This is a genomic window from Actinoplanes sp. NPDC049802, assembly GCF_040656595.1.
Classification (GTDB): Bacteria; Actinomycetota; Actinomycetes; order Mycobacteriales; family Micromonosporaceae; genus Actinoplanes.
The window spans coordinates 1-20,728 of record NZ_JBFAMR010000104.1; the positions used below are offsets into that span (position 1 = coordinate 1).

The 20,728-nt window shown below is 75.4% G+C and carries 3 protein-coding genes; all 3 read right to left on the reverse strand.

From position 1 onward, the window contains the following. On the reverse strand, positions 1-6,866 hold a 6,866-nt coding region (locus AB0I88_RS37745; RefSeq protein WP_361036416.1), incomplete at its 3' end, for a type I polyketide synthase. A 27-nt stretch (positions 6,867-6,893) separates the two neighbouring features. Then, the gene (locus AB0I88_RS37750) at positions 6,894-17,723 is read right to left on the reverse strand and encodes a type I polyketide synthase (RefSeq protein WP_361036419.1); all 10,830 of its coding nucleotides are present in this window, start codon (positions 17,721-17,723) and stop codon (positions 6,894-6,896) included. A 22-nt stretch (positions 17,724-17,745) separates the two neighbouring features. Next, positions 17,746-20,728, reverse strand: a 2,983-nt coding sequence (locus AB0I88_RS37755) for an SDR family NAD(P)-dependent oxidoreductase (protein ID WP_361036422.1), incomplete at its 5' end; no start/stop codon positions are given.

Here is a 20,728-nt window from a genome sequence, read left to right on the forward strand (position 1 = left end):
GACCCGAACACCGGAAACACCCTCGACAACCCCACACCCATCCCGACCCGCTGCGAACCCTGACCGGAGAACAACACCGCCAACCGGCCGTCGTCCGGGGTGCCGGTGACCACGCCGGGGCCGCTCTCGCCCCGGGACAGGGCGGACAGTCCGGCCCGCAGCTCATCGAGGTCCGCGCCGAGCACCACCGCCCGGTGCCGCAGCGCCGCCCGGGTGGTGGCCAGTGAGTAGCCGACGTCCACGGTGGGCACGTCGTCCCCGGCCAGGTGTGCGCCGAGGCGGGCCGCCTGGTCCCGCAGCGCCGCCCGGTCGCGGCCGGCCAGCGGCCACGGCACCACCGGTAGCCGGGTCTCCGCGGCGACCGGTGCCGGTGCCGGGTCCGGCGCCTGCTCGATGATGGCGTGCGCGTTGGTCCCGGAGATGCCGAACGAGGAGATCCCGGCACGGCGCGGGCGACCGGTCTCCGGCCACGGCCGCGCCGCCGTGATCAGCCGGACGGCGCCGTCCGTCCAGTCCACGTGCGGCGACGGCTCGTCCACGTGCAGCGTCGGCGGCAGCACGCCGTGCCGGATCGCCTGCACCATCTTGATCACCCCCGCCACGCCCGCGGCGGCCTGGGTGTGGCCGATGTTCGACTTGACCGAGCCGATCCACAGCGGATGCTCGCCGCGGTCGCTGCCGTACGTCGCGATCAGGGACTGTGCCTCGATCGGGTCGCCCAGCGTGGTGCCGGTGCCGTGCGCCTCGACCGCGTCCACGTCGCCCGGCCCGAGCCGGGCGTCGGCCAGCGCCTGCCGGATCAGCCGCTGCTGGGACGGGCCGTTCGGTGCGGTCATGCCGTTGCTGGCGCCGTCCTGGTTGACCGCGGTGCTGCGGACCACCGCGAGGACCGGATGCCCGTTGCGGCGCGCGTCGGACAGTCTCTCCAGCACCAGCACGCCGACGCCCTCACCCCAGCCGGTGCCGTCCGCGCCGGCCGCGAACGACTTGCACCGCCCGTCCGGGGCGAGCGCGCGCTGGCGGCTGAAGTCGATGAACGCGTTCGGGGTGGCGAGCACGGTCACCCCACCGGCCAGCGCCAGCGTGCACTCGCCGCTTCGCAGCGCCTGAGCGGCCAGGTGCATGGTGACCAGCGACGACGAGCAGGCCGTGTCGACGGTGACCGCCGGGCCCTCCAGTCCCAGCACGTACGACACCCGGCCGGACACCACACCACCGGAGATCCCGGTGCCGATGAAGCCGTCCAGTTCGGTGGCCATGTGCTGGAGATGGGCGGTGTAGTCGTGGTACATCAGCCCGGCGAACACCCCGGTCCGGCTGCCCCGTAGCGACGTCGGGTCGATGCCGGCCCGCTCGATCGCCTCCCACGAGGTCTCCAGGAACAGCCGCTGCTGCGGGTCCATCGCCAGCGCCTCGCGGCGGGAGATGCCGAACAGCTCGGCGTCGAACCAGGCGGCGTCGTAGAGGAAGGCGCCCTCGCCGCAGTAGGTGCGGCCGGGCTGGTCCGGGTCGGGGTCGATCAGGTGGTCGAGATCCCAGCCCCGGTCGGCCGGGAACCCGGCCACCGTGTCCACACCGCCCTCGACCAGGTCCCACAGCCGGTCCGGCGAGGTGGCCCCGCCGGGGAACCGGCAGCCCATCCCGACGATCGCGATCGCGTCCTCGCCGTCACGGGTGGTCACCACGGCGGCCGTGACGGCGTCGCCGCCGCCGAACAGCTCGGTGTCCACGTACTCGGCGACCGCCGCCGCGCTCGGGTGATCGAAGATCAGAGTGACCGGCAGGCGCAGGCCGACCACGGCGTTGAGCCGGTTCCGCAGCTCGACCGCGGTGAGCGAGTCGAAACCCAGCTCCTTGAACGCCGCCGTGGCACCGACCGCCTCGGCGCCGGCGTGGCCGAGCACCACCGCCACCTGGCCGCGGACCAGGTCCACCAGCTCCCGGCGGCGGTCGGCCGGGTCCCGCCCGGACAGCGTGGCGATCAGGTCGGACGCGGCCGCGGCGTCGCCGGAGATCTGCCGGCGGGCCGGGACCCGGACCAGGCCGCGCAGCACCGCCGGGAGCACCCCGCCGGCCGCCTGCCCGCGCAACGCCGCCAGGTCCAGATTCACCGGCACCAGCACCGCCTCCGGGGCGGACAGCGCCTCGTCGAAGAGGGCCAGCCCGTCCTCGGTCGACAGCGGCGACACCCCGGAGCGTCGCATCCGGGCCAGATCGGTGTCGTCCAATGCCCCGGTGAGACCGGTGCGCTGCGACCACATGCCCCAGGCCAGCGCCACCGCGGGCAGGCCCCGGGCACGGCGGTGGGCGGCGAAGGCGTCGGCGAACGCGTTGGCGGCGGCGTAGTTGCCCTGCCCCGGCCCGCCGAACACGCCCGCCGCCGACGAGAAGATCACGAAGGCGTCCAGGTCGCCGGTCAGCTCGTGCAGGTTCACCAGCGCGTCGACCTTCGGCCGCAGAACGGTGTCCAGGCGGTCCGGGGTGAGCGAGGTGACCATGCCGTCGTCCAGGACCCCCGCGGTGTGCACCACGGCGGACGGCGGGTGCTCGGCGATCAGGGCGGCCAGCGCGTCCCGGTCGGCGGCGTCACAGGCCGCCACGGTGACCTCGGCGCCGCGGCCGGTCAGCTCGTCGTGCAGGGTCGCCAGCTCCGCGGTCATCCCGCGGCGGCCGGCCAGCACCAGCCGCCGTACGCCGTGCCGCTCGACCAGATGCCGGGCGACCAGACCACCGAGCGTCCCGGACGCTCCGGTGATCAGGACGGTGCCGCTGATCGGCGGCGCCTCGCCCGGCCCGCCGGAGGCCCGGACCAGGCGGGGTGCCAGGACACCGCCGTCCCGCAGGGCGATCTGGGGTTCGCCGGTGAGCAGCGCGGGCACCAGGTCGCCGGACCGGCCGCCGGTCATGTCGGCCAGGACGAACCGGCCCGGGTTCTCCGACTGGGCCGACCGCAGCAGCCCCCAGACCGCGGCCGACGCCGGATCGGTGCCGTCGGTGGCGCCCTCGGTGAGCACGACCAGCCGGGAGTCGGCGAACCGGTCCTCGGCCAGCCACCCCTGGACGGCGGCGAGCGCGTCCCCGGTCAGCCGGTGGGTGGCGGCGATCAGGTCCTCGTCGCGGCGGATCACCGGGAACACCACGTAATCCGGGACCTCGGTGATCGCGGCCAGATCGTCGTACCGGACCGCGCCGGGCCGGTCGGCGCCGACCACGGCCAGCGTGGCGGCCCCGGGCGCGACCGGAACCGGCACCCAGTCCAGCACGTGCGTCGCCGGGTGGCGCGGGGCCGCCAGGCCGGTGAGCGCCTCGGCCGGGAGCCGCCGGACGGCCAGCGCGTCGATCGTGGCGACCGGCGCGCCGGTGTGGTCGGCGACGGTCACCGCGACGGTGTCCGGCCCGGCCGGGCGGATGGCGGCCCGGAGCCGGGTGGCGCCGGAGGCATGCAGGGTGACCCCGCGCCAGGCGAACGGCAGCCACGGGCCGTCGGCCTCGTCACCGGAGGTGAAGAGGCCCAGGCCGAGCGGGTGCAGCGCCGCGTCCAGCAGGGCCGGGTGCAGGCCGAAACCCGCTACGTCGATCTGCTCCGGGGCAGTGACCTCGGCGTACACCTCGTCGCCGCGCCGCCGGACGGTGCCCAGCCCGGTGAAGGCCGGGCCGTAGGTGACCCGCAGCGCCGCGAATCGGTCGTACAGCCCGGCGGTGTCCACCACCTCGGCGTCCTTCGGCGGCCAGGTGCCGTCGGCCGCACCGGGGCGGGGAGTCCCGGAGGTCAGGGTGCCGGCGGCGTGCCGGGTCCACGGGCCGTCGTCGTCGGCCGGCTGGGAGTACACCGTCAGGGCCCGGGCGCCGTCCGGGCCGGCCTCGCCGACCCGGAGCTGGATCCGGACCGCGCCCTTCTCCGGCACCACCAGTGGCGCCTCCAGGGTCAGCTCCTCGATGCCGGTGGCGCCCACCTCGTCACCGGCACGGATCGCCAGCTCGACGAAGGCGGTGCCGGGCAGCAGGATCCGGCCGGCCACCCGGTGGTCGGCCAGCCACGGGTGGGCGCCCGCCGACAGGCGGCCGGTCAGCAGCACCCCGTCCGCATCGGCCACCGACACCGTCGCGGCGAGCAGCGGGTGCCCGGTGGAGCCGAGACCGAGACCGGCGGCGTCGGCCGGTGCGCCCCGGTCCGCGGGCCAGTACCGGCGGCGCTGGAACGGGTAGGCCGGCAGGGTGACCGGCCGGGACGGTGCGGTGACCAGGGTGGCCCAGTCCGGCCGCACACCACGGGTGTACGCCTCGCCCAGCGACAGCAGGAAGCGGCACAGGCCACCCTCGCCGCGGCGCAGCGTACCGGAAGCCGCGCCACCCGACTCGTCGAAAAGGGCCTGGACCGCCGGCACCAGCACCGGATGTGGGCTGACCTCGACGAAGACACCGAACCCGTCGGCGATCAGTCCGCGTACGGCCGGCTCGAACTCGACGGTCCGGCGCAGGTTCCGGTACCAGTACTCGGCGCCCAGCTCGGTGGGGCCGGCCGGCTCGCCGGTGACGGTGGACCAGAGCGGCACCTCGCCGGATCGGGGGCGGATCGGGGCGAGCGCACGGAGCAGTTCGTCGCGCATCGACTCGACGTGCGCGGAGTGCGAGGCGTAGTCGACGTCGACCCGGCGGGCGCGGACACCGTCGCGCTCGCAGCCGGCGATCAGGTCGTCGATCGCCTCGGGGGTGCCGGAGACGACGGTGACCGACGGCCCGTTGACGGCCGCGATCTCCGCTCCCGGCGCGAGCCGCTCGCCGACCTCGGCGACCGGCGCCTGCACCGACACCATGCCGCCGCGCCCGGCCAGGTGCACGGCGATCAGCAGGCTGCGCCGGGTCACCACCAGGGCGGCGTCCTCCAGCGAGAGGGCTCCGGCCACGCACGCGGCGGCGATCTCGCCCTGCGAGTGCCCGATCACCGCGTCCGGTTCCACCCCGTACGAGCGCCACAGCGCCGCCAGGGACACCATCATCGCGAACAGCGCCGGCTGGACCACGTCGACCCGGTCCAGCGAGGCCGATCCCGGTACGCCGCGCAGCACGTCCAGCAGCGACCAGTCGGTGTGCCGGTCGACGGCGTCGGCGCACTCCGCCATCCGGGCGGCGAACACCGGCGAGGTGTCCAGCAGCTCGGCGGCCATACCCAGCCACTGGGCGCCCTGCCCGGGGAAGACGAACGCGGTCCGGCCGCCGTTCCCGGCCGTTCCGGTGATCAGGTTGCGGGCCGCCGTGCCGTCGGCGAGCGCGTCCAGCGCGGCGGTCAGCTCGGCGCGGTCGCCGGCCAGAGCCGCCCGGTACGGCAGGTGTGCCCGGGTGGTGGCGAGCGCGTGCGCGATGTCGTGCTCGCCGAATCCGCCGGTCAGGTGCCGCCGGAGCCGCTGCGCCTGCTCGCGCAGCGCCGGGGCGGACCGGGCCGACAGGGTCCACAGGGCCGGGCCCTCGGCCGGGGGCACGGCCGGGACGGTCTCCTCGGCCGGTGGCTCCTCGATCAGCACGTGCGCGTTGGTGCCGGAGATGCCGAACGACGAGACGCCGGCCCGGCGCGGGGTGTCCGTCCGCGGCCAGGCCACCGGCTCGCCGAGCAGCCGGACCGCGCCCTCGGCCCAGTCCACGTGGTGGGTCGGCGCGTCCACGTGCAGGGTGCGCGGCAGTTCCTGGTGGTGCAGCGCCATCACCATCTTGATCATCCCGGCGACCCCGGCAGCGGCCTGGGTGTGCCCGATGTTGGACTTCACCGAACCCAACCAGAGCGGGCGCTCCCGGTCCCGGCCGTAGGTGGCGATCAGCGACTGCGCCTCGATCGGGTCGCCCAGCGTGGTGCCGGTGCCGTGCGCCTCGACCGCGTCCACGTCGGCGGCGGTCAGCCCGGCGTTGGCCAGCGCGGCCCGGATCACCCGCTGCTGCGACGGCCCGTTCGGCGCGGTCAGGCCGTTCGACGCGCCGTCCTGGTTCACCGCCGAACCCCGGACCACCGCCAGCACCCGGTGCCCGCGGCGCCGCGCGTCCGACAGTTTCTCCAGCACCAGCAGACCGGCGCCCTCACCGAACGCGGTGCCGTCGGCGGCCGAGGCGAACGCCTTCACCCGGCCGTCCGGGGCGAGACCTTTCTGGCTGGAGAACTCCACGAACGTCCCGGGGGTGGAGATCACGCACGCGCCGCCGGCCAGCGCCAGGTCACAGTCGCCGGAGCGCAGCGCCTGGGCGGCGACGTGCACTGCCACCAGCGACGACGAGCAGGCGGTGTCGATGGTGACAGCCGGGCCCTCCAGCCCCAGCACGTACGACACCCGGCCGGACACCACACTGCCGGCGATCCCGGTCATCGTGTAGCCGATCAGCGCGTCCATGTCGCGCTGCATCGCGGTCAGGTACTCGGCGCTGTTCGCGCCGACGAACACACCGGTCCGGCTGCCGCGCAGCGACTGCGGGTCGATGCCGGCGTGCTCGAACGCCTCCCAGGACGTCTCCAGCACCAGCCGCTGCTGCGGGTCCATCGCCAGAGCCTCGCGCGGGCTGATGCCGAAGAAGCCGGCGTCGAACCCGGTGGCGTCCGGCACGAACCCGCCGCGGCGGACGTAGCTGGTGCCGGAGCCCCGGCCCGGGTCGAACAGGGAATCCAGGTCCCAGCCGCGGTCGGTGGGGAACTCGGTGGTGCCGTCACCACCGGCCGACACCAGGTCCCACAGTCCGTCCGCGGAACGCACGTCGCCGGGGAAACGGCACCCGATGCCGACGATGGCGATCGGCTCCGGCTCGGTGACGTCGCGCAGTTTGCGCCGTGTCTCGTGCAGATCGGCGGTCACGCGCCGGAGATACTCGACCAACTGATCTTCGTTCGCCATCCGGAGTCCTCCTCGCGCGACCGGCCCTCAGACGGCGCCGAGCTCGTCGTCGATGAACCGCAACAGCTCGTCCGCCGAGGCCGTCTTGAGCACCGTTCCCACGTCTCGTCCGTCGGGGTCGGCAGTCCCGTCGGGCCTGCCCCGCCAATTGGACAGCACCGCCTGTAACCGCTCGGTAATCCGCGACCTGGCGGCCTGCTCCAGCTGCGCCGTCGCGGCCTGCGCGAACGAGCGTTCCAGCCGGTCCAGCTCGGTGAGCAGCGCCGCCGCCGGGTCCGGTTCCGCCGGGGCCAGTTCGGCCAGCAGGTGGTCGGCGACCGCGGAGGCGGTCGGGTGGTCGAAGACCGTGGTGGCGGAGAGCCGCAGCCCGGTGGCCGCCTTGAGCCGGTTACGGAACTCGACCGCGGTCAGCGAGTCGAACCCGAGTTCGGTGAACGGCCGGTCGGCGTCCACCGTGCTCACCCCGCTGTGCCCGAGCACGGCGGCCACCTGCGCCCGGACGAACTCCAGCGCGGTGTGCCGCCGCTGCGGCCCGCTCTGCCCGGCCAGAGCGTCCCGCAGCGCCCCGGCGGAGCGGGCCGCCTGCCCGGCCGCCCGCCGGGACGGCCCGCGGACCAGCCCGCGCAGCATCGGCGGCAGCATGCCGGCCCGTCCCCGTTCGCGCAGCGCCACCGGATCGACCGGCATCGGCACCAGCAGCGGTTCGTCGATCAGCTCGCCGGCGTCGTAGAGGGCCAGGCCCTGCTCGGCGGAGAGTTCCAGCAGGCCGGCTCGGGCGAGCCGGGCCCGGTCGCCGGCGTCCAGATGCCCGGTCATCCCGCTGGCCTCGCTCCACAGCCCCCAGGCCAGCGAGCGGGCCGGCAGCCCGTCCGCCCGCCGCCGCGCGACCAGGGTGTCCAGGAAGACGTTCGCGGCGGCGTAGTTGCCCTGCCCCGGCCCGCCGACGGTGCCCGCCGCGGCGGAGAACACCACGAACTCGGCCGGCGCGGCGTCGCGGGTCAGCTCGTCCAGGTGCACCGCGGCGTCGACCTTGGGCCGCAGCACCGCGTCCACCTGCTCCGGGGTCAGTGCCGTCACCAGGCCGTCGTCGAGCACCCCGGCGGTGTGCACCACCGCGGTCAGCGGATGCTCCGCCGGGATCCGGGCCAGTGTCGCGGCGAGCGCGTCACGGTCGGCCGCGTCGCACGCCTCGACGACGACCTCCGCGCCGTGACCGGTCAGTTCCGCGGCCAGTTCCGCCGCTCCGGGGGCGTCCGGGCCGCTCCTGCTGATCAGCAGCAGGCGCCGGACTCCGCGCCGGGTGACCAGGTGCCGGGCGAGAAGGCCGCCGAGGACGCCGGTGCCGCCGGTGACGAGAACCGTCCCGGCCGGATCCATCCGGGCCGGTACGGTGAGCACCAGCTTCCCGATGTGCTGTGCCCGGGACATGGTCCGGAACGCCTCGGGGGCCCGCCGGACGTCGTACCGGCGGACCGGTGACGGGGCGAGCCGTCCCCCGGCGAGCAGGGCCAGCACCTCGCGCAGGATCGCCCCGACCCGCTCCGGGTCGATGGCGAGCAGGTCGAACGGCCGGTACCGGACGCCGGGGTGGTCCTCGGCGACCCGCCCCGGGTCGCGGACGTCGGTCTTGCCCATCTCGACGAACCGGCCACCGTCGCGCAGCAGCCGCAGTGACGCGTCGACCAGTTCCCCGGCCAGCGAGTCGATCACCACGTCGATGCCGGCGCCGGCGAACCGCTGTTCGAACTCCGCGGTCCGGGAGTCGGCGGTGTGGCTGTCCGGCAGGCCCATCGCCCGCAGCGCGTCCCGTTTGGCGGCGCTGGCGGTGCCGTACACCTCGGCGCCGAGGTGCCGGGCCAACCGGACCGCCGCCGTCCCCACCCCACCGGTGGCGGCGTGCACCAGGACCTTCTCCCCGGGTTTGACCCCGGCCACGTCGACCAGCGCGAAGTACGCGGTGCAGAAGGCGATCGGGACGGCCGCCGCCGCCGCGAAGGTCCAGCCGTCCGGCACCGGAACGATCATCCGCGCGTCGGTGACCACCTCGGTGCCGAACGCGCCGTGGAACAAGCCCATCACCCGGTCGCCGACGGCCACGCCGGTCACGTCCGGCGCCGTCTCCAGCACCACTCCGGCGCCCTCGCCGCCCATCGCCCCGCCACCGGGGTACATGTCGAGGGCGATCAGCACGTCCCGGAAGTTCAGACCGGCCGCCCGCATGGCGACCCGCACCTGGCCCGGCTCCAGCGACGGCGGCTGTTCCGTCTCCGGCCGCAGCACCAGGTTGTCCAGGGTGCCCGGCTCGGTGACGTCCAGCCGCCACCGGCCGGCCGCCGGGGCGACCAGGGCGGGGCTGTTGGCGATCCGGGCCAGTCGCGGCGCCAGTGCCACGCCGTCACGGATCGCGATCTGCGGCTCGCCGGACACGACCGCCGCCGCCAGCGCCCGGTGCGGGTCCCGGTCGTCGGCGTCCAGCAGGACGAACCGGTCCGGGTTCTCGGCCTGCGCCGACCGCAGCAGGCCCCACACCGGGGCCACCGCCGGGTCGGTGGCCGCCTCGCCCACGCCCACCGCGCCCCGGGTGACGGCGACCAGCCGGGCGTCGGCGAACCGGTCGCCGTCCAGCCAGTCGCGTACGACGGCGAGGGTGTCGTGGACGATCCGGTGCGCCGCCGCGGCCAGATCGCCGTCCGGGCCGGCGCACGGCAGGGCGACCAGGCCGGGCACCGGCGCGCCGGCCTCCACGGCGGCCCGGAGAGCCGCCAGGTCCGGATACGTGTCGGTGACGAAGCCCGCCCGGCGTGGCAGCTCGCAGCCGCCGAGAGCCGCCCAGCGCACCTCCGGGACGGTCTTCGGATCACCGAGCGCGGTCCACTCCACCCGGAACAGGGCGTCGTCGTGCCCGGACGGCCGGACCGGGGCGGCGGCCTCCCGCAGGACCAGTGACTCCACCGTGGCGACCACCGCGCCGGTGTGGTCGGCGACGGTCACCGCCACCGCGTCACGGCCGTACGGGCGCAGCCGGACCCGTAGCTCGGTGGCGCCGACCGCGTGGACCTCGACGCCGGCCCACTCGAACGGCAGCAGCGGGCCGGTGCTGCGGGTGGCCAGCGCGAGCGGGTGCAGCGCGGCGTCGAACAGGGCCGGGTGCAGCCCGTACCCGGCGGCCGCCCGGACCAGGCCGGCGGGCAGCGCGACCTCGGCGTAGATCTCATCGCCGTCCCGCCACGCCCGGCGCACGCCCCGGAACGCCGGGCCGTAGGCGAGACCGGCCGAGGCCAGATTCGGGTACAGCTGCTCGGTGGGCACCGGTTCCGCGTCCGGCGGCCACGACGTGCCGAACGGCTCCGGCTGCCCGGCCGGGGCGAGCAGGCCGGTGGCGTGCTGCTGCCACGGGGTGGTGTCGGTGGCGATCCCGTCCGGCCGGGAGTGGATGCCGACCGGCCGCTGACCGTCGTCGTCCGGCGGGCCGACCCGCAGCTGCACCTGGACCCCGCCCTTGGCGGGCAGCACCAGCGGCGCGGTCAGGGTCAGTTCCTCGATCCGGCCGCAGTCGGCCTCGTCACCGGCCCGGACGGCGAGTTCGACGAACGCCGTGCCGGGCACGATCACCTGCCCGCCGACGGCGTGGTCGGCCAGCCACGGGTGGGTGGCGACCGACATCCGCCCGGTGAACAGCAGTCCCTCGCCGTCGGCCAGCGCGACCGCGGCGCCGAGCAGCGGGTGGTCGGTGGCGGCCAGGCCCAGCCCGGCCGCGTCGGCGGTCCCGGTCCCGGTGGCCGGCCAGTACCGCTCGTGCTGGAACGGGTAGCCGGGCAGCCGGACCCGGTGCGCGTCGCGGTGCTCCCAGCGCGGGTCGAGCCCGGCCACGTACGCCTCGCCCAGGGAGAGCAGGAACCGGGACGGCCCGCCCTCGTCGCGGCGCAGCGAGCCGAACACGGTGGCCTTGGCCTCGGCGTCGTCGGCCACGTCCTGCATGCTGATGGTCAGCACCGGATGCGGGCTGACCTCGATCAGGGTGGTGACACCGGAGTCGAGCAAGGCCCGCACGGCCGGTTCGAACCACACCGTCTGCCGCAGGTTGCGGTACCAGTACCCGGCGTCGGGCGGGCTGTCCAGCCAGCGGTCGTCCACGGTCGAGTAGAGCGGGACGTCCGGGAGCCGCGGGGTGATCCCGGAGAGCATCTCCAGCAGATCGTCCTCGATCTGCTCCACGAACGCCGAGTGCGACGCGTAGTCCACGTCGATCCGTTTGGCGCGGACCCCGTCGTGGAGCGCCTCGGCCAGCATCTGCTCCAGCGCGTCCACCTCGCCGGCCACCACGGTGGTGCGCGGGCCGTTGACGGTGGCCACGGTGACCCGCCCGGCGTAGCGTTCCAGCCGCTCCCGCACCTCGGCGACGGGCAGCGGCACGGACACCATGCCGCCCTTGCCGGACAGCCGCAGCAGCGCCCGGCTGCGCAGCGCGACGACCTTCGCCGCGTCCGGCACGGTCAGCGCACCGGCCACACACGCGGCGGCGATCTCCCCCTGCGAGTGCCCGACCACGGCGGCGGGTTCCACCCCGTGCGAGCGCCACAACTCCGCCAGCGACACCATCACGGCAAAAAGCACCGGTTGTACGACGTCCACCCGGTCCAGTCCGGAGCCGTCCCGCAGCACCGCCTCCAGCGACCAGTCGACGTACGGCGCGAGCGCGGCCTCGCACTCGGCGATCCGGGCGGCGAAGACCGGCGAGGTGTCGAGCAGCTCGACGCCCATCCCGATCCACTGCGAGCCCTGGCCGGGAAAGGCGAGGGCGACCTTGCCCGGGGCGCCGGCGAGCCCGGTGCACAGGCCCGGAGCCGGTTCCCCGGCGGCGAGCGCGGCCAGTCCCGCCCGCAGTTCGTCCGGGGTGCCGGCCAGCGCCGCCCGGCGTGGGTGGGCGGTGCGCAGCGACAGCGAGTACGCCAGGTCGATCGGCCGCTCCCGGGACAGCAGCGGCAGCAGGCTCTCCGCCTGGTGACGCAACGCGGCGTCGGAACGGGCGGAGAGCACCAGGGCGACCGGCCCGGTGTCGCCGGGTTCCCCGGCCACCGGCTGCCGCGGGCCCTCCTCGATGATCACGTGGGCGTTGGTGCCGCTGAACCCGAAGGAGGAGACCCCGGCCCGGCGGGGACGCCCGTTGCGGGACCAGGGCCGCGGTTCGGCGAGCAGGCGTACCCCGCCGTCCCAGTCGACGTGCCCGGTCGGCTCGTCCACGTGCAGGGTGCGCGGCAGTTCGCCGTGCCGGAGCGCCAGCACCATCTTGATCACCCCGGCGACACCGGCCGCCGCCTGGGTGTGACCGATGTTCGACTTCACCGAGCCCAGCCAGAGCGGCCGGTCACCGGCCCGGTCCCGCCCGTAGGTGGCGAACAGCGCGTCGGCCTCCATCGGGTCACCCAGAGCGGTGCCGGTGCCGTGTGCCTCGACCGCGTCCACGTCGTCCGGGGACAGTCCGGCGTCGGCCAGCGCCTGCCGGATCACCCGCTGCTGGGCCGGCCCGTTCGGGGCGGTCAGCCCGTTGGACGCGCCGTCCTGGTTGACCGCGCTGCCCCGGATCACCGCGAGGACCTGGTGCCCGGCGGCGACCGCGTCGGAGAGCCGCTCCAGCACGACCATGCCGATGCCCTCGCCCCAGTTGGTGCCGTCGGCGCCCGCCGCGAACGCCTTGCAGCGCCCGTCCGGGGCGAGCCCCCGCATCCGGCTGAACTCGATGAACGCTCCCGGCGTGGACATCGCGGTCACGCCTCCGGCGATCGCCGTCGCGACCTCCCCGGAACGCAGCGCCCGTACCGCCAGGTGCATCGCCACCAGGGACGACGAGCACGCGGTGTCCACCGTCAGGGCCGGGCCGGACAGCCCGAGGACGTACGACAGCCGGCCGGACAGGATGCTCGCGGCGGTGCCGGTGGCCACGAAACCCTCGGCGCTCGTACCCGCGCCGCCGTTGATCCGGCTGTAGTCGACGTTGTTGGCGCCGACGTACACCCCGGTCGCGCTGCCCCGCAGGCCGGCCGGGTCGATGCCGGCGTCCTCGAACGCCGCCCAGGCGCCCTCCAGCACCAGTCGCTGCTGCGGATCCATCGCCTCGGCCTCGCGCGGGCTGATGCCGAAGAAGTCCGCGTCGAACCCGGCCAGGTCGGACAGGAAGCCGCCCTCGCTGACGTAGCTGGTCCCGGCGTGCTCCGGGTCGGAGTGGAACAGCCGGTCCAGATCCCAGCCGCGGTCGGCCGGGAACGGGCCGATCCCGTCCCGCCCGTCGCTCAGCATCGCCCACAGCTCCTCCGGTGAGCCGACCTCACCGGGGAACCGGCAGCTCATGCCGACGATGGCGATCGGCTCGTCCACGGCATCGCCACGGACGGCCACCTCTGGGGCGCTGCTCTCCAGCAGGTGGGCGGCGAGCGCGGCCGGGGTCGGGTAGTCGAAGGCGACGGCGGCGGACATCCGTACCCCGGTGGCCTCGATCATCCGGTTGCGGAACTCCACCGCGGTGACCGAGTCGAAGCCCAGTTCCTTGAAGGCCCGGTCCGGGTCGACGGCGTCCGGCCCGGTGTAGTCGAGGGTCAGCGCGACCTGGGTTCGGACCAGCCCGGTGACGTGGCCGAGCCGATCGGCCTCGGGCAGTCCGGCGAGCCGCCGGGCGAAATCGGACGAGGACGCGGCGGGCGCCGGGGCGGAGGCCGCCGGGGCGACCGGCTCGAACAGGCGGCTGGGCCGCAGCGCCGTGAACGATCCGAGGAAGGTGTCCCAGTCCAGATCGGCGACCGTCACCGTGGTGTCCCCGGCGGCCAGCGCGGTCCGCAGGGCGGTGATCGCCCGTTCCTCGGCCATCGGGCGGAGCCCGCGCCGCCGCAGGGCAGCCGACATCTCGTCGTCGACCAGGGTGCTCTCCGCCCACGGACCCCAGGCGACCGAGGTGGCGGCCTTCCCCCGGGCCCGGCGTGCCTCGGCCAGCGCGCACAGGTAGGCGTTGCCGGCGGCGTAGGCGGCCTGGCCACCGCTGCCCCAGACCCCGGCCACCGAGGAGAACAGCACGAACTCGTCCAATTCCCGGCCGGTGAACACGGCGTCGAGGTTGGCGGCGCCGGCCACCTTGGCCGAGACCACCTCGGTGTACTCGGCGAGGCTCATCGTCACCAGCTCGGTGAGCTGAGCCAGCCCCGCGACGTGCACGACCGCCCGGATCCCGGGGTGCCGGCCGGCCACCGCGGCCAGCGCGGCCCGGTCGGCGACGTCGCACGCCTCCGTCTCGGCCTCCGCCCCCAGCGCGCGCAGCTCGTCCAGGAGACCGTCGGGGGCGGTGCCGCGCCTGCTGAGCAGGACCACCCGCTCCGCCCCGCCGGCCGCGTAGCACCGGGCGACGGCGCGGCCGAGGGTGCCGGTGCCGCCGGTGATCAGCACGGTGCCCCGGGCGCCCCGCCACCGGGCGGTCCCGGCGGCCGGGGCTCGGTGCAGGCGGCGGGTGAAGACGCCGGCCGGGCGTACCGCGACCTGGTCCTCACCGATGCCGGCGAGCACTCCGGCCAGGGCGGCGCCGGTCCGTTCGTCGAGCCGGGCCGGCAGGTCCACCAGACCGCCCCAGGTCTCCGGGAGTTCCAGGGCGGCGACCCGGCCGAGGCCCCAGATCTGGGCCTGGGCCACCGCGGTGACGGGGTCGGCCGGTGCGGTGGTGACCGCGCCACGGGTCAGGCACCACAGCGGCACCCGGTGACCGGCCAGGGCACGTACCAGCTCGAGGGTGCCGGCCGCGCCCGCCGGCACCCCGGGACGCCCGGGCAGTTCCGCCTCGTCGAGCCCGAGCAGCGACACCACACCGGCCGGTGCACCGTCGAGGTGCCCGGGCAGTTCATCGAGCCCGGCCGGGACCACGGTGGCGCCGTGCGCGGTGAGCGCGGCCGTGACGGCCACCGCGGTCTCGCCACCGGACTCGGCGCCGACCAGGAGCCAGACGCCGGTCAGGGAAGCGGTCAGCGGGCCGGATCGGCGCTCCCAGCGGATCTGGTAGCGCCAGCCGTCGAGGGCGGCCCGCTCGTGCGAGTCCCGGCGCCACGCGGCCAGCGCGGGCAGCACCGACGACAGCGGCGCCCGCGGGTCCAGGTCGAGGGTCCGGACCACGGTGTCGATGTCGCCGCTGTCCACCGCCGCCCACAGACCGTCCTCGTCGCCGCCACCGGTCGTGGTGGCCGGTTCCGGGCTGTCCAGCCAGTACCGCTCGTGCTGGAAGGCGTACGTCGGAAGATCGATCCACGACGGGCCGGCACGGTGGTAGAAGGCCGCCGCGTCCAGGGTCACGCCGCGGGTCTCCAGCCGGGCCAGCGCCTCCACCAGGGCGAGCGGCTCGTCCCGGTCCCGGCGCAGCAGCGACGTGGCCAGCACGTCACCGTCCAGGCACTCGGCGGCCATGGTCGACAGCACCGCGTCCGGGCCCAGTTCCAGGAACGTGGTGACGCCGGTCGCCGCCGCCGCCCGGACCGCGCCGGCGAACCGCACCGCCGCCCGGACCTGGCCCACCCAGTACTCCGCGGTGGCGATCTCGGGGCCGGCCGGGGCGCCGGTGACCGTGGAGATCACCGGGATCGCGGGCGGCGCGTAGGTCACGGTCCGTGCCACCGCACGGAAGTCGTCGAGCATCGGCTCCATCAGCGGCGAGTGGAACGCGTGCGACACCCGCAGCCTTCTGGTACGCCGGTCAGCGAACCGTTCCTCGATCGCGGCCACCGCCTGCTCGGCACCGGAGATCACGACCGAGTCCGGGCCGTTCACCGCGGCGAGATCCACCTCCGGGCCGAGCAGTGGCGACACCTCGTCCTCGGTCGCCCGCACCGCCAGCATCACCCCACCGGCGGGCAGCGCCTGCATCAACCGGCCCCGGGCGGCGACCAGGCGGGCCGCGTCGTCCAGGGAGAACACCCCGGCCACGTGGGCGGCGGCGAGTTCGCCGACGGAGTGGCCGGCCAGTACCGACGGGGTGACACCCCAGGACCGGACCAGCCGGTACAGCGCCACCTCTATCGCGAACAGGGCGGGCTGGGCATACCCGGTCCGGTGCAGGTCGTCGCTGTCCAGCACCGCCCGCAGCGGGCGGTCCAGATGCGGGTCGAGCGCGTCGCAGACCTCGTCGAAGGCGGCCGCGAACGCCGGGTACGCCGCGTACAGCCCCCGGCCCATGCCGGGCCGTTGCGAGCCCTGCCCGGCGAAGAGCATGGCGGGCCGGGCCGTCGCGATGGCTCGCCCGCGGACCAGGCCGGTGGCCGGTTCGTCCCGGGCCAGCGCGGTCAGGCCGGCGGTCAACTCCCCGGCCGACGTGCCGACCACCGCGGCCCGGTGTTCGAAACGGGACCGGGTGGTGGCCAGCGCGAATCCCAGCTCGGCGGGTTCCAGAGCGGGGGCCACCACGGCGAGCCGCCGGGCCTGCTCACGCAGTCCCTCCGCGGAACGGGCGGTGACCAGCAGCGATGCCACCGGGGCCGACGCCGGTTCGGGTGCTTCGGCGGCCGGCGCCTGCTCCAGGATCACGTGCGCGTTGGTCCCGCTGAAGCCGAACGACGACACGGCCGCCCGGCGCGGCTGCCCGGTCTGCGGCCACCGGATGGCCGAGGAGAGCAGCCGCACGTTCCCGGCCGTCCAGTCCACCTTGCCCGACGGCTGTTCGGCGTACAGGGTGGCGGGCAGTTCGCCGTGCCGGAGCGCCAGCACCATCTTGATCACCCCGGCGACACCGGCCGCGGCCTGGGTGTGGCCGAGGTTCGACTTGATCGAGCCGAGCCAGAGCGGGATTTCCCGGTCCTGCCCGTAGGTCGCGATCAGCGCCTGCGCCTCGATCGGGTCGCCCAGCGTGGTGCCGGTGCCGTGCCCCTCCACCACGTCGACCTGGCGGGTCGACAGGCCCGCGTCGAGCAGGGCGGCCTCGATGACCCGCTGCTGCGACGGCCCGTTCGGCGCGGTCAGCCCGTTGGAGGCGCCGTCCTGGTTGACCGCGGAGCCGCGGACCACGGCGAGCACCCGGTGGCCGTTGCGGACCGCGTCCGACAGCCGCTCCACCACCAGCACCCCGGCGCCCTCGGCGAAACCGGTGCCGTCGGCCGCGTCCGAGTACGACCGGCAGCGGCCGTCCGGGGACAGCCCGCGCTGACGGGAGAACTCGACGAAGGTCAACGGGGTCGCCATCACCGAGACGCCACCGGCCAGCGCGAGGGAGCAGTCGCCCCGGCGCAGCGCCTGTATCGCCAGGTGCAGCGCCACCAGGGAGGAGGAGCAGGCGGTGTCCACGGTGACCGCCGGGCCTTCGAAGCCCAGCGTGTAGGACACCCGCCCGGACACCACGCTGCCGGAGCTGTTGCTGCCCGGGTAGTCGTGGTACATCAGCCCGGCGAACACCCCGGCCGGGGTGCCGGCCAGGGAGGCCGGGTCGATGCCGCCACGCTCCAGCGCCTCCCAGGAGACCTCGAGGAGCAGGCGCTGCTGCGGGTCCATCCGGGCCGCCTCGCGCGGGCTGATCCCGAAGAACGCCGGGTCGAACTCGGCCGCGTCGTACAGGAAGCCGCCGCGCGCGGTATAGGAGGTGTCCTCCCGGGCCGACTCCGGATCGTGCAGCGCGGCGAGGTCCCAGCCACGGTCGGTGGGGAACGCCCCGGTCGCGTCGGCGCCCGTGGACACCAGCCGCCACAGATCCTCCGGGCCGGTCACGCCGCCGGGATAGCGGCAGGCCATGCCGACGATCGCGATCGGCTCGTGCCCGGACGCCTCCACCTCGTGCAGGCGCTGCCTGGTCCTCTGCAGGTCCGCGGTGACGCGCCTGAGGTAGTCCCGGAGCTTGTCCTCGTTGGCCACTACCGTCGCCTTCCTCGCGGTGTCATGACATTCCCAGCTCTCGGTCGATGAGTGCGAAGACCTCGTCGTCGGTGGCGGATTCGATGTCGCCGGTGATCGGCTCCGGCTCGCCGCCGATCCGGGCCAGCACCTCCCGCAGCCGCGCCGACAGCCGCGACCGGGACTGCTCGTCGATCGCCGCCAGCGTCGCCTCCAGCCGGTCGAGTTCGGCGAAGGCCGCGAGCGACACGTTGCCGGCGCCCGGCTCACCGGACAGTTCGCGCTGCAGGTGTACGGCCAGCGCCTTCGATGTCGGGTGGTCGAAGATCAGCGTCGCGGGCAGCCGCAGACCGGTCACCGCGAGCACCCGATCGCGCAGCTCGACCGCGGTGAGCGAGTCGAACCCGAGCTCGCTGAACGGCCGGTCGGCAGCGACCGCGGACGGGTCCGGGTGGGCCAGTACCGCGGCGGCCTGGGCTCGTACCAGGTCGAGCAGGATCTCCCCGGCCTCGTCGGCGTCCCGGCCGGCGAGCCGCTGCCGCAGGGCCTCGGCCGCGCCGGCGTCCGCGCCCGCCGCTCGCCGGGCGGGTGCCCGGACCAGGCCGCGCAGCACCGGCGGCAGCAGCCCGGCGGCTGCCCGGTCACGCAGCATCCGCTGGTTCAGCTTGATCGGCGCGATCGTGGCCCGGCCGTGCAGGGCCGCGTCGAACAGGGCGAGCCCCTCGTCGGCGGTGATGGCGTCGACGCCGGACCGCGACATCCGCCTCCGGTCGGCCTCGCTCAGCCGGTCCGCCATGCCGGCCTGCTCCCAGCGGCCCCAGGCCAGCGACACCGCGGGGAGGCCGTGTGCCCGCCGGTGCTCGGCGAGGGCGTCCAGGTAGGCGTTGGCGGCGGCGTAGTTGCCCTGGCCGGGACCACCGAGCACACCGGAGGCGGAGGAGAAGAGCACGAAGGCGGTCAGGTCGCCGGCCAGTTCGTGCAGGTGGGTGGCGGCGTCGGCCTTGGGCCGCAGCACCACGTCCATCCGGTCCGGGGTGAGCGAGGTGACGGCACCGTCGTCGAGGACACCCGCGGTGTGCACGATCCCGCGGACCGGGTGCGCGGCGAGCAGCGCGGCCACCGCTTCCCGGTCGGCGACGTCACAGGCGGCGACGGTGACCTCGGCACCCAGACCGGCCAGTTCGGTGTGCAGTTCGGTCATCCCGTCGGCGGCCGGGCCGCGTCGGCTGACCAGCACCAGCCGCCGCACGGCGTGTGCGGTGACCAGGTGCCGGGCGACCAGCCGGCCGAGCGTGCCGGTGGCGCCGGTGACCAGCACCGGCCCGTCGAAGACCGGGGTCTCGCGGGGGGCCGGCTCGGCGTGGGTCAGGCGGGGCACCAGCAGCCGCCCACCACGGATCGCGAGCTGCGGTTCGCCGGAGCCGAGCGCGGCGGTCAGTCCGGCCGTGTCGTCCCGGTCGGCGTCGATCAGCACGAACCGGTCGCCCTGCTCGGACTGGGCGGACCGGATCAGGCCCCAGACGGCGGCCGCGGCCAGGTCGGTCACGTCCTCACCGGGACCGGTGGGCACCGCGCCACCGGTCCGCACGGCCAGCCGGGAGCCGGTGAACCGGTCGTCGGCCAGCCACTGCTGGACCAGGGCGAGCACCTGGTGTGTGGCAGCCCGCACCCGGTCCGGTTCCGGCAGGTCCCGGTCCGGCGCACACCGGGCCAGCACCACGTCCGGCACCGGTTCCCCGGCGTCGACCGCGGCGGCGAGGGCCGACAGGTCATGGTGGGTCCCGCCGAGCCCGATCGCCGTGACGGATGGGGGGAGGGTGTCCCCGGCCGGCAGCGGTGTCCAGTCCAGGCACAGCAGCGCGTCGTGCCGGTCCCGGCGCAGGGCGGTCAGTTGATCCGCCGACACCGGGCGTACCGAGAGGGCCTCGACCGTGGCCACCGGCGCGCCGGTGGCGTCGGCGACGGTGATCGCCACGCTGCCGTCGCCGCCGGGCACGATCCGGGCCCGTAGCCGGGTGGCGCCGGTCGCGTGCACGGTGACGCCGCGCCAGGAGAACGGCAGCACCGCTTCGCCGTCGCCGGTCGCCGCCACCGCGTGCAGGGTGGCGTCCAGCAGCGCCGGGTGCAGTCCGAAGCGGGCCGCGTCGTCGTGCGCGGCCTCGGGAAGGGTGATCTCGGCGAAGATCTCGTCGTCGCGCCGCCAGGCCGCGGTCAGTCCCTGGAAGACCGGGCCGTACCGCAGGCCGCGCGCGAACAGGTCGTCGTAGGTGGCCGACACGTCGACCTCCTCGGCCCGCGGTGGCCAGGTCCGCAGGTCGGCGCCGCCGGTTCCGGCCGGGTGGAGCAGTCCGGTGGCGTGCGTGGTCCAGTCCTCCCCGTTCTCGGCCCGGGAGTGCACGCTCACGTCGCGTCCGCCGTCCGGAGCCGGGCCGCCGACGGTGACCCGCACCTGGACGCCGCGCCGGTCCGGCAGGACCAGCGGCACTTCCAGGATCAGCTCCTCGACGCGGGGGCAGTCCAGTTCGCGGCCGACGTGCGCGGCCAGTTCCACCAGGGCGGCGCCGGGCAGCAGCACCAGGTCCGCGACGGCGTGGTCGGCCAGCCACGGATGGGTGTTCAGGGCGAGGCGGCCGGTGAAGACGGCCCCGCCGCCGGGCAGTTCGACAGCCGCGCCCAGCAGCGGATGGTTCGCCGCCGCCTGGCCCAGCCCACCGGCGTCCGGGGTTCCGGCGCCCGGCCGGGGCCAGAACGACTGGTGCTCGAACGCGGTGGTGGGCAGTGCGACGGTGCGGCCCGCGACGACGGCCGGCCAGTCGATCGGCACACCCCGGACGGCGAGCCGGGCGAACGCGGTGGCGAGGGTGTCCGCTTCCGGGCGGTCCCGGCGGCACGCCGGGATCCACTCCCCGTCGGCCAGGTCCGGGCCCAGCGCGGTCAGCACAGCATCCGGCCCGATCTCCAGGAACGTGCCGACACGACGATCCCTCAACACCTGCACCGCCCCGGCGAACCGCACCGCCTCACGA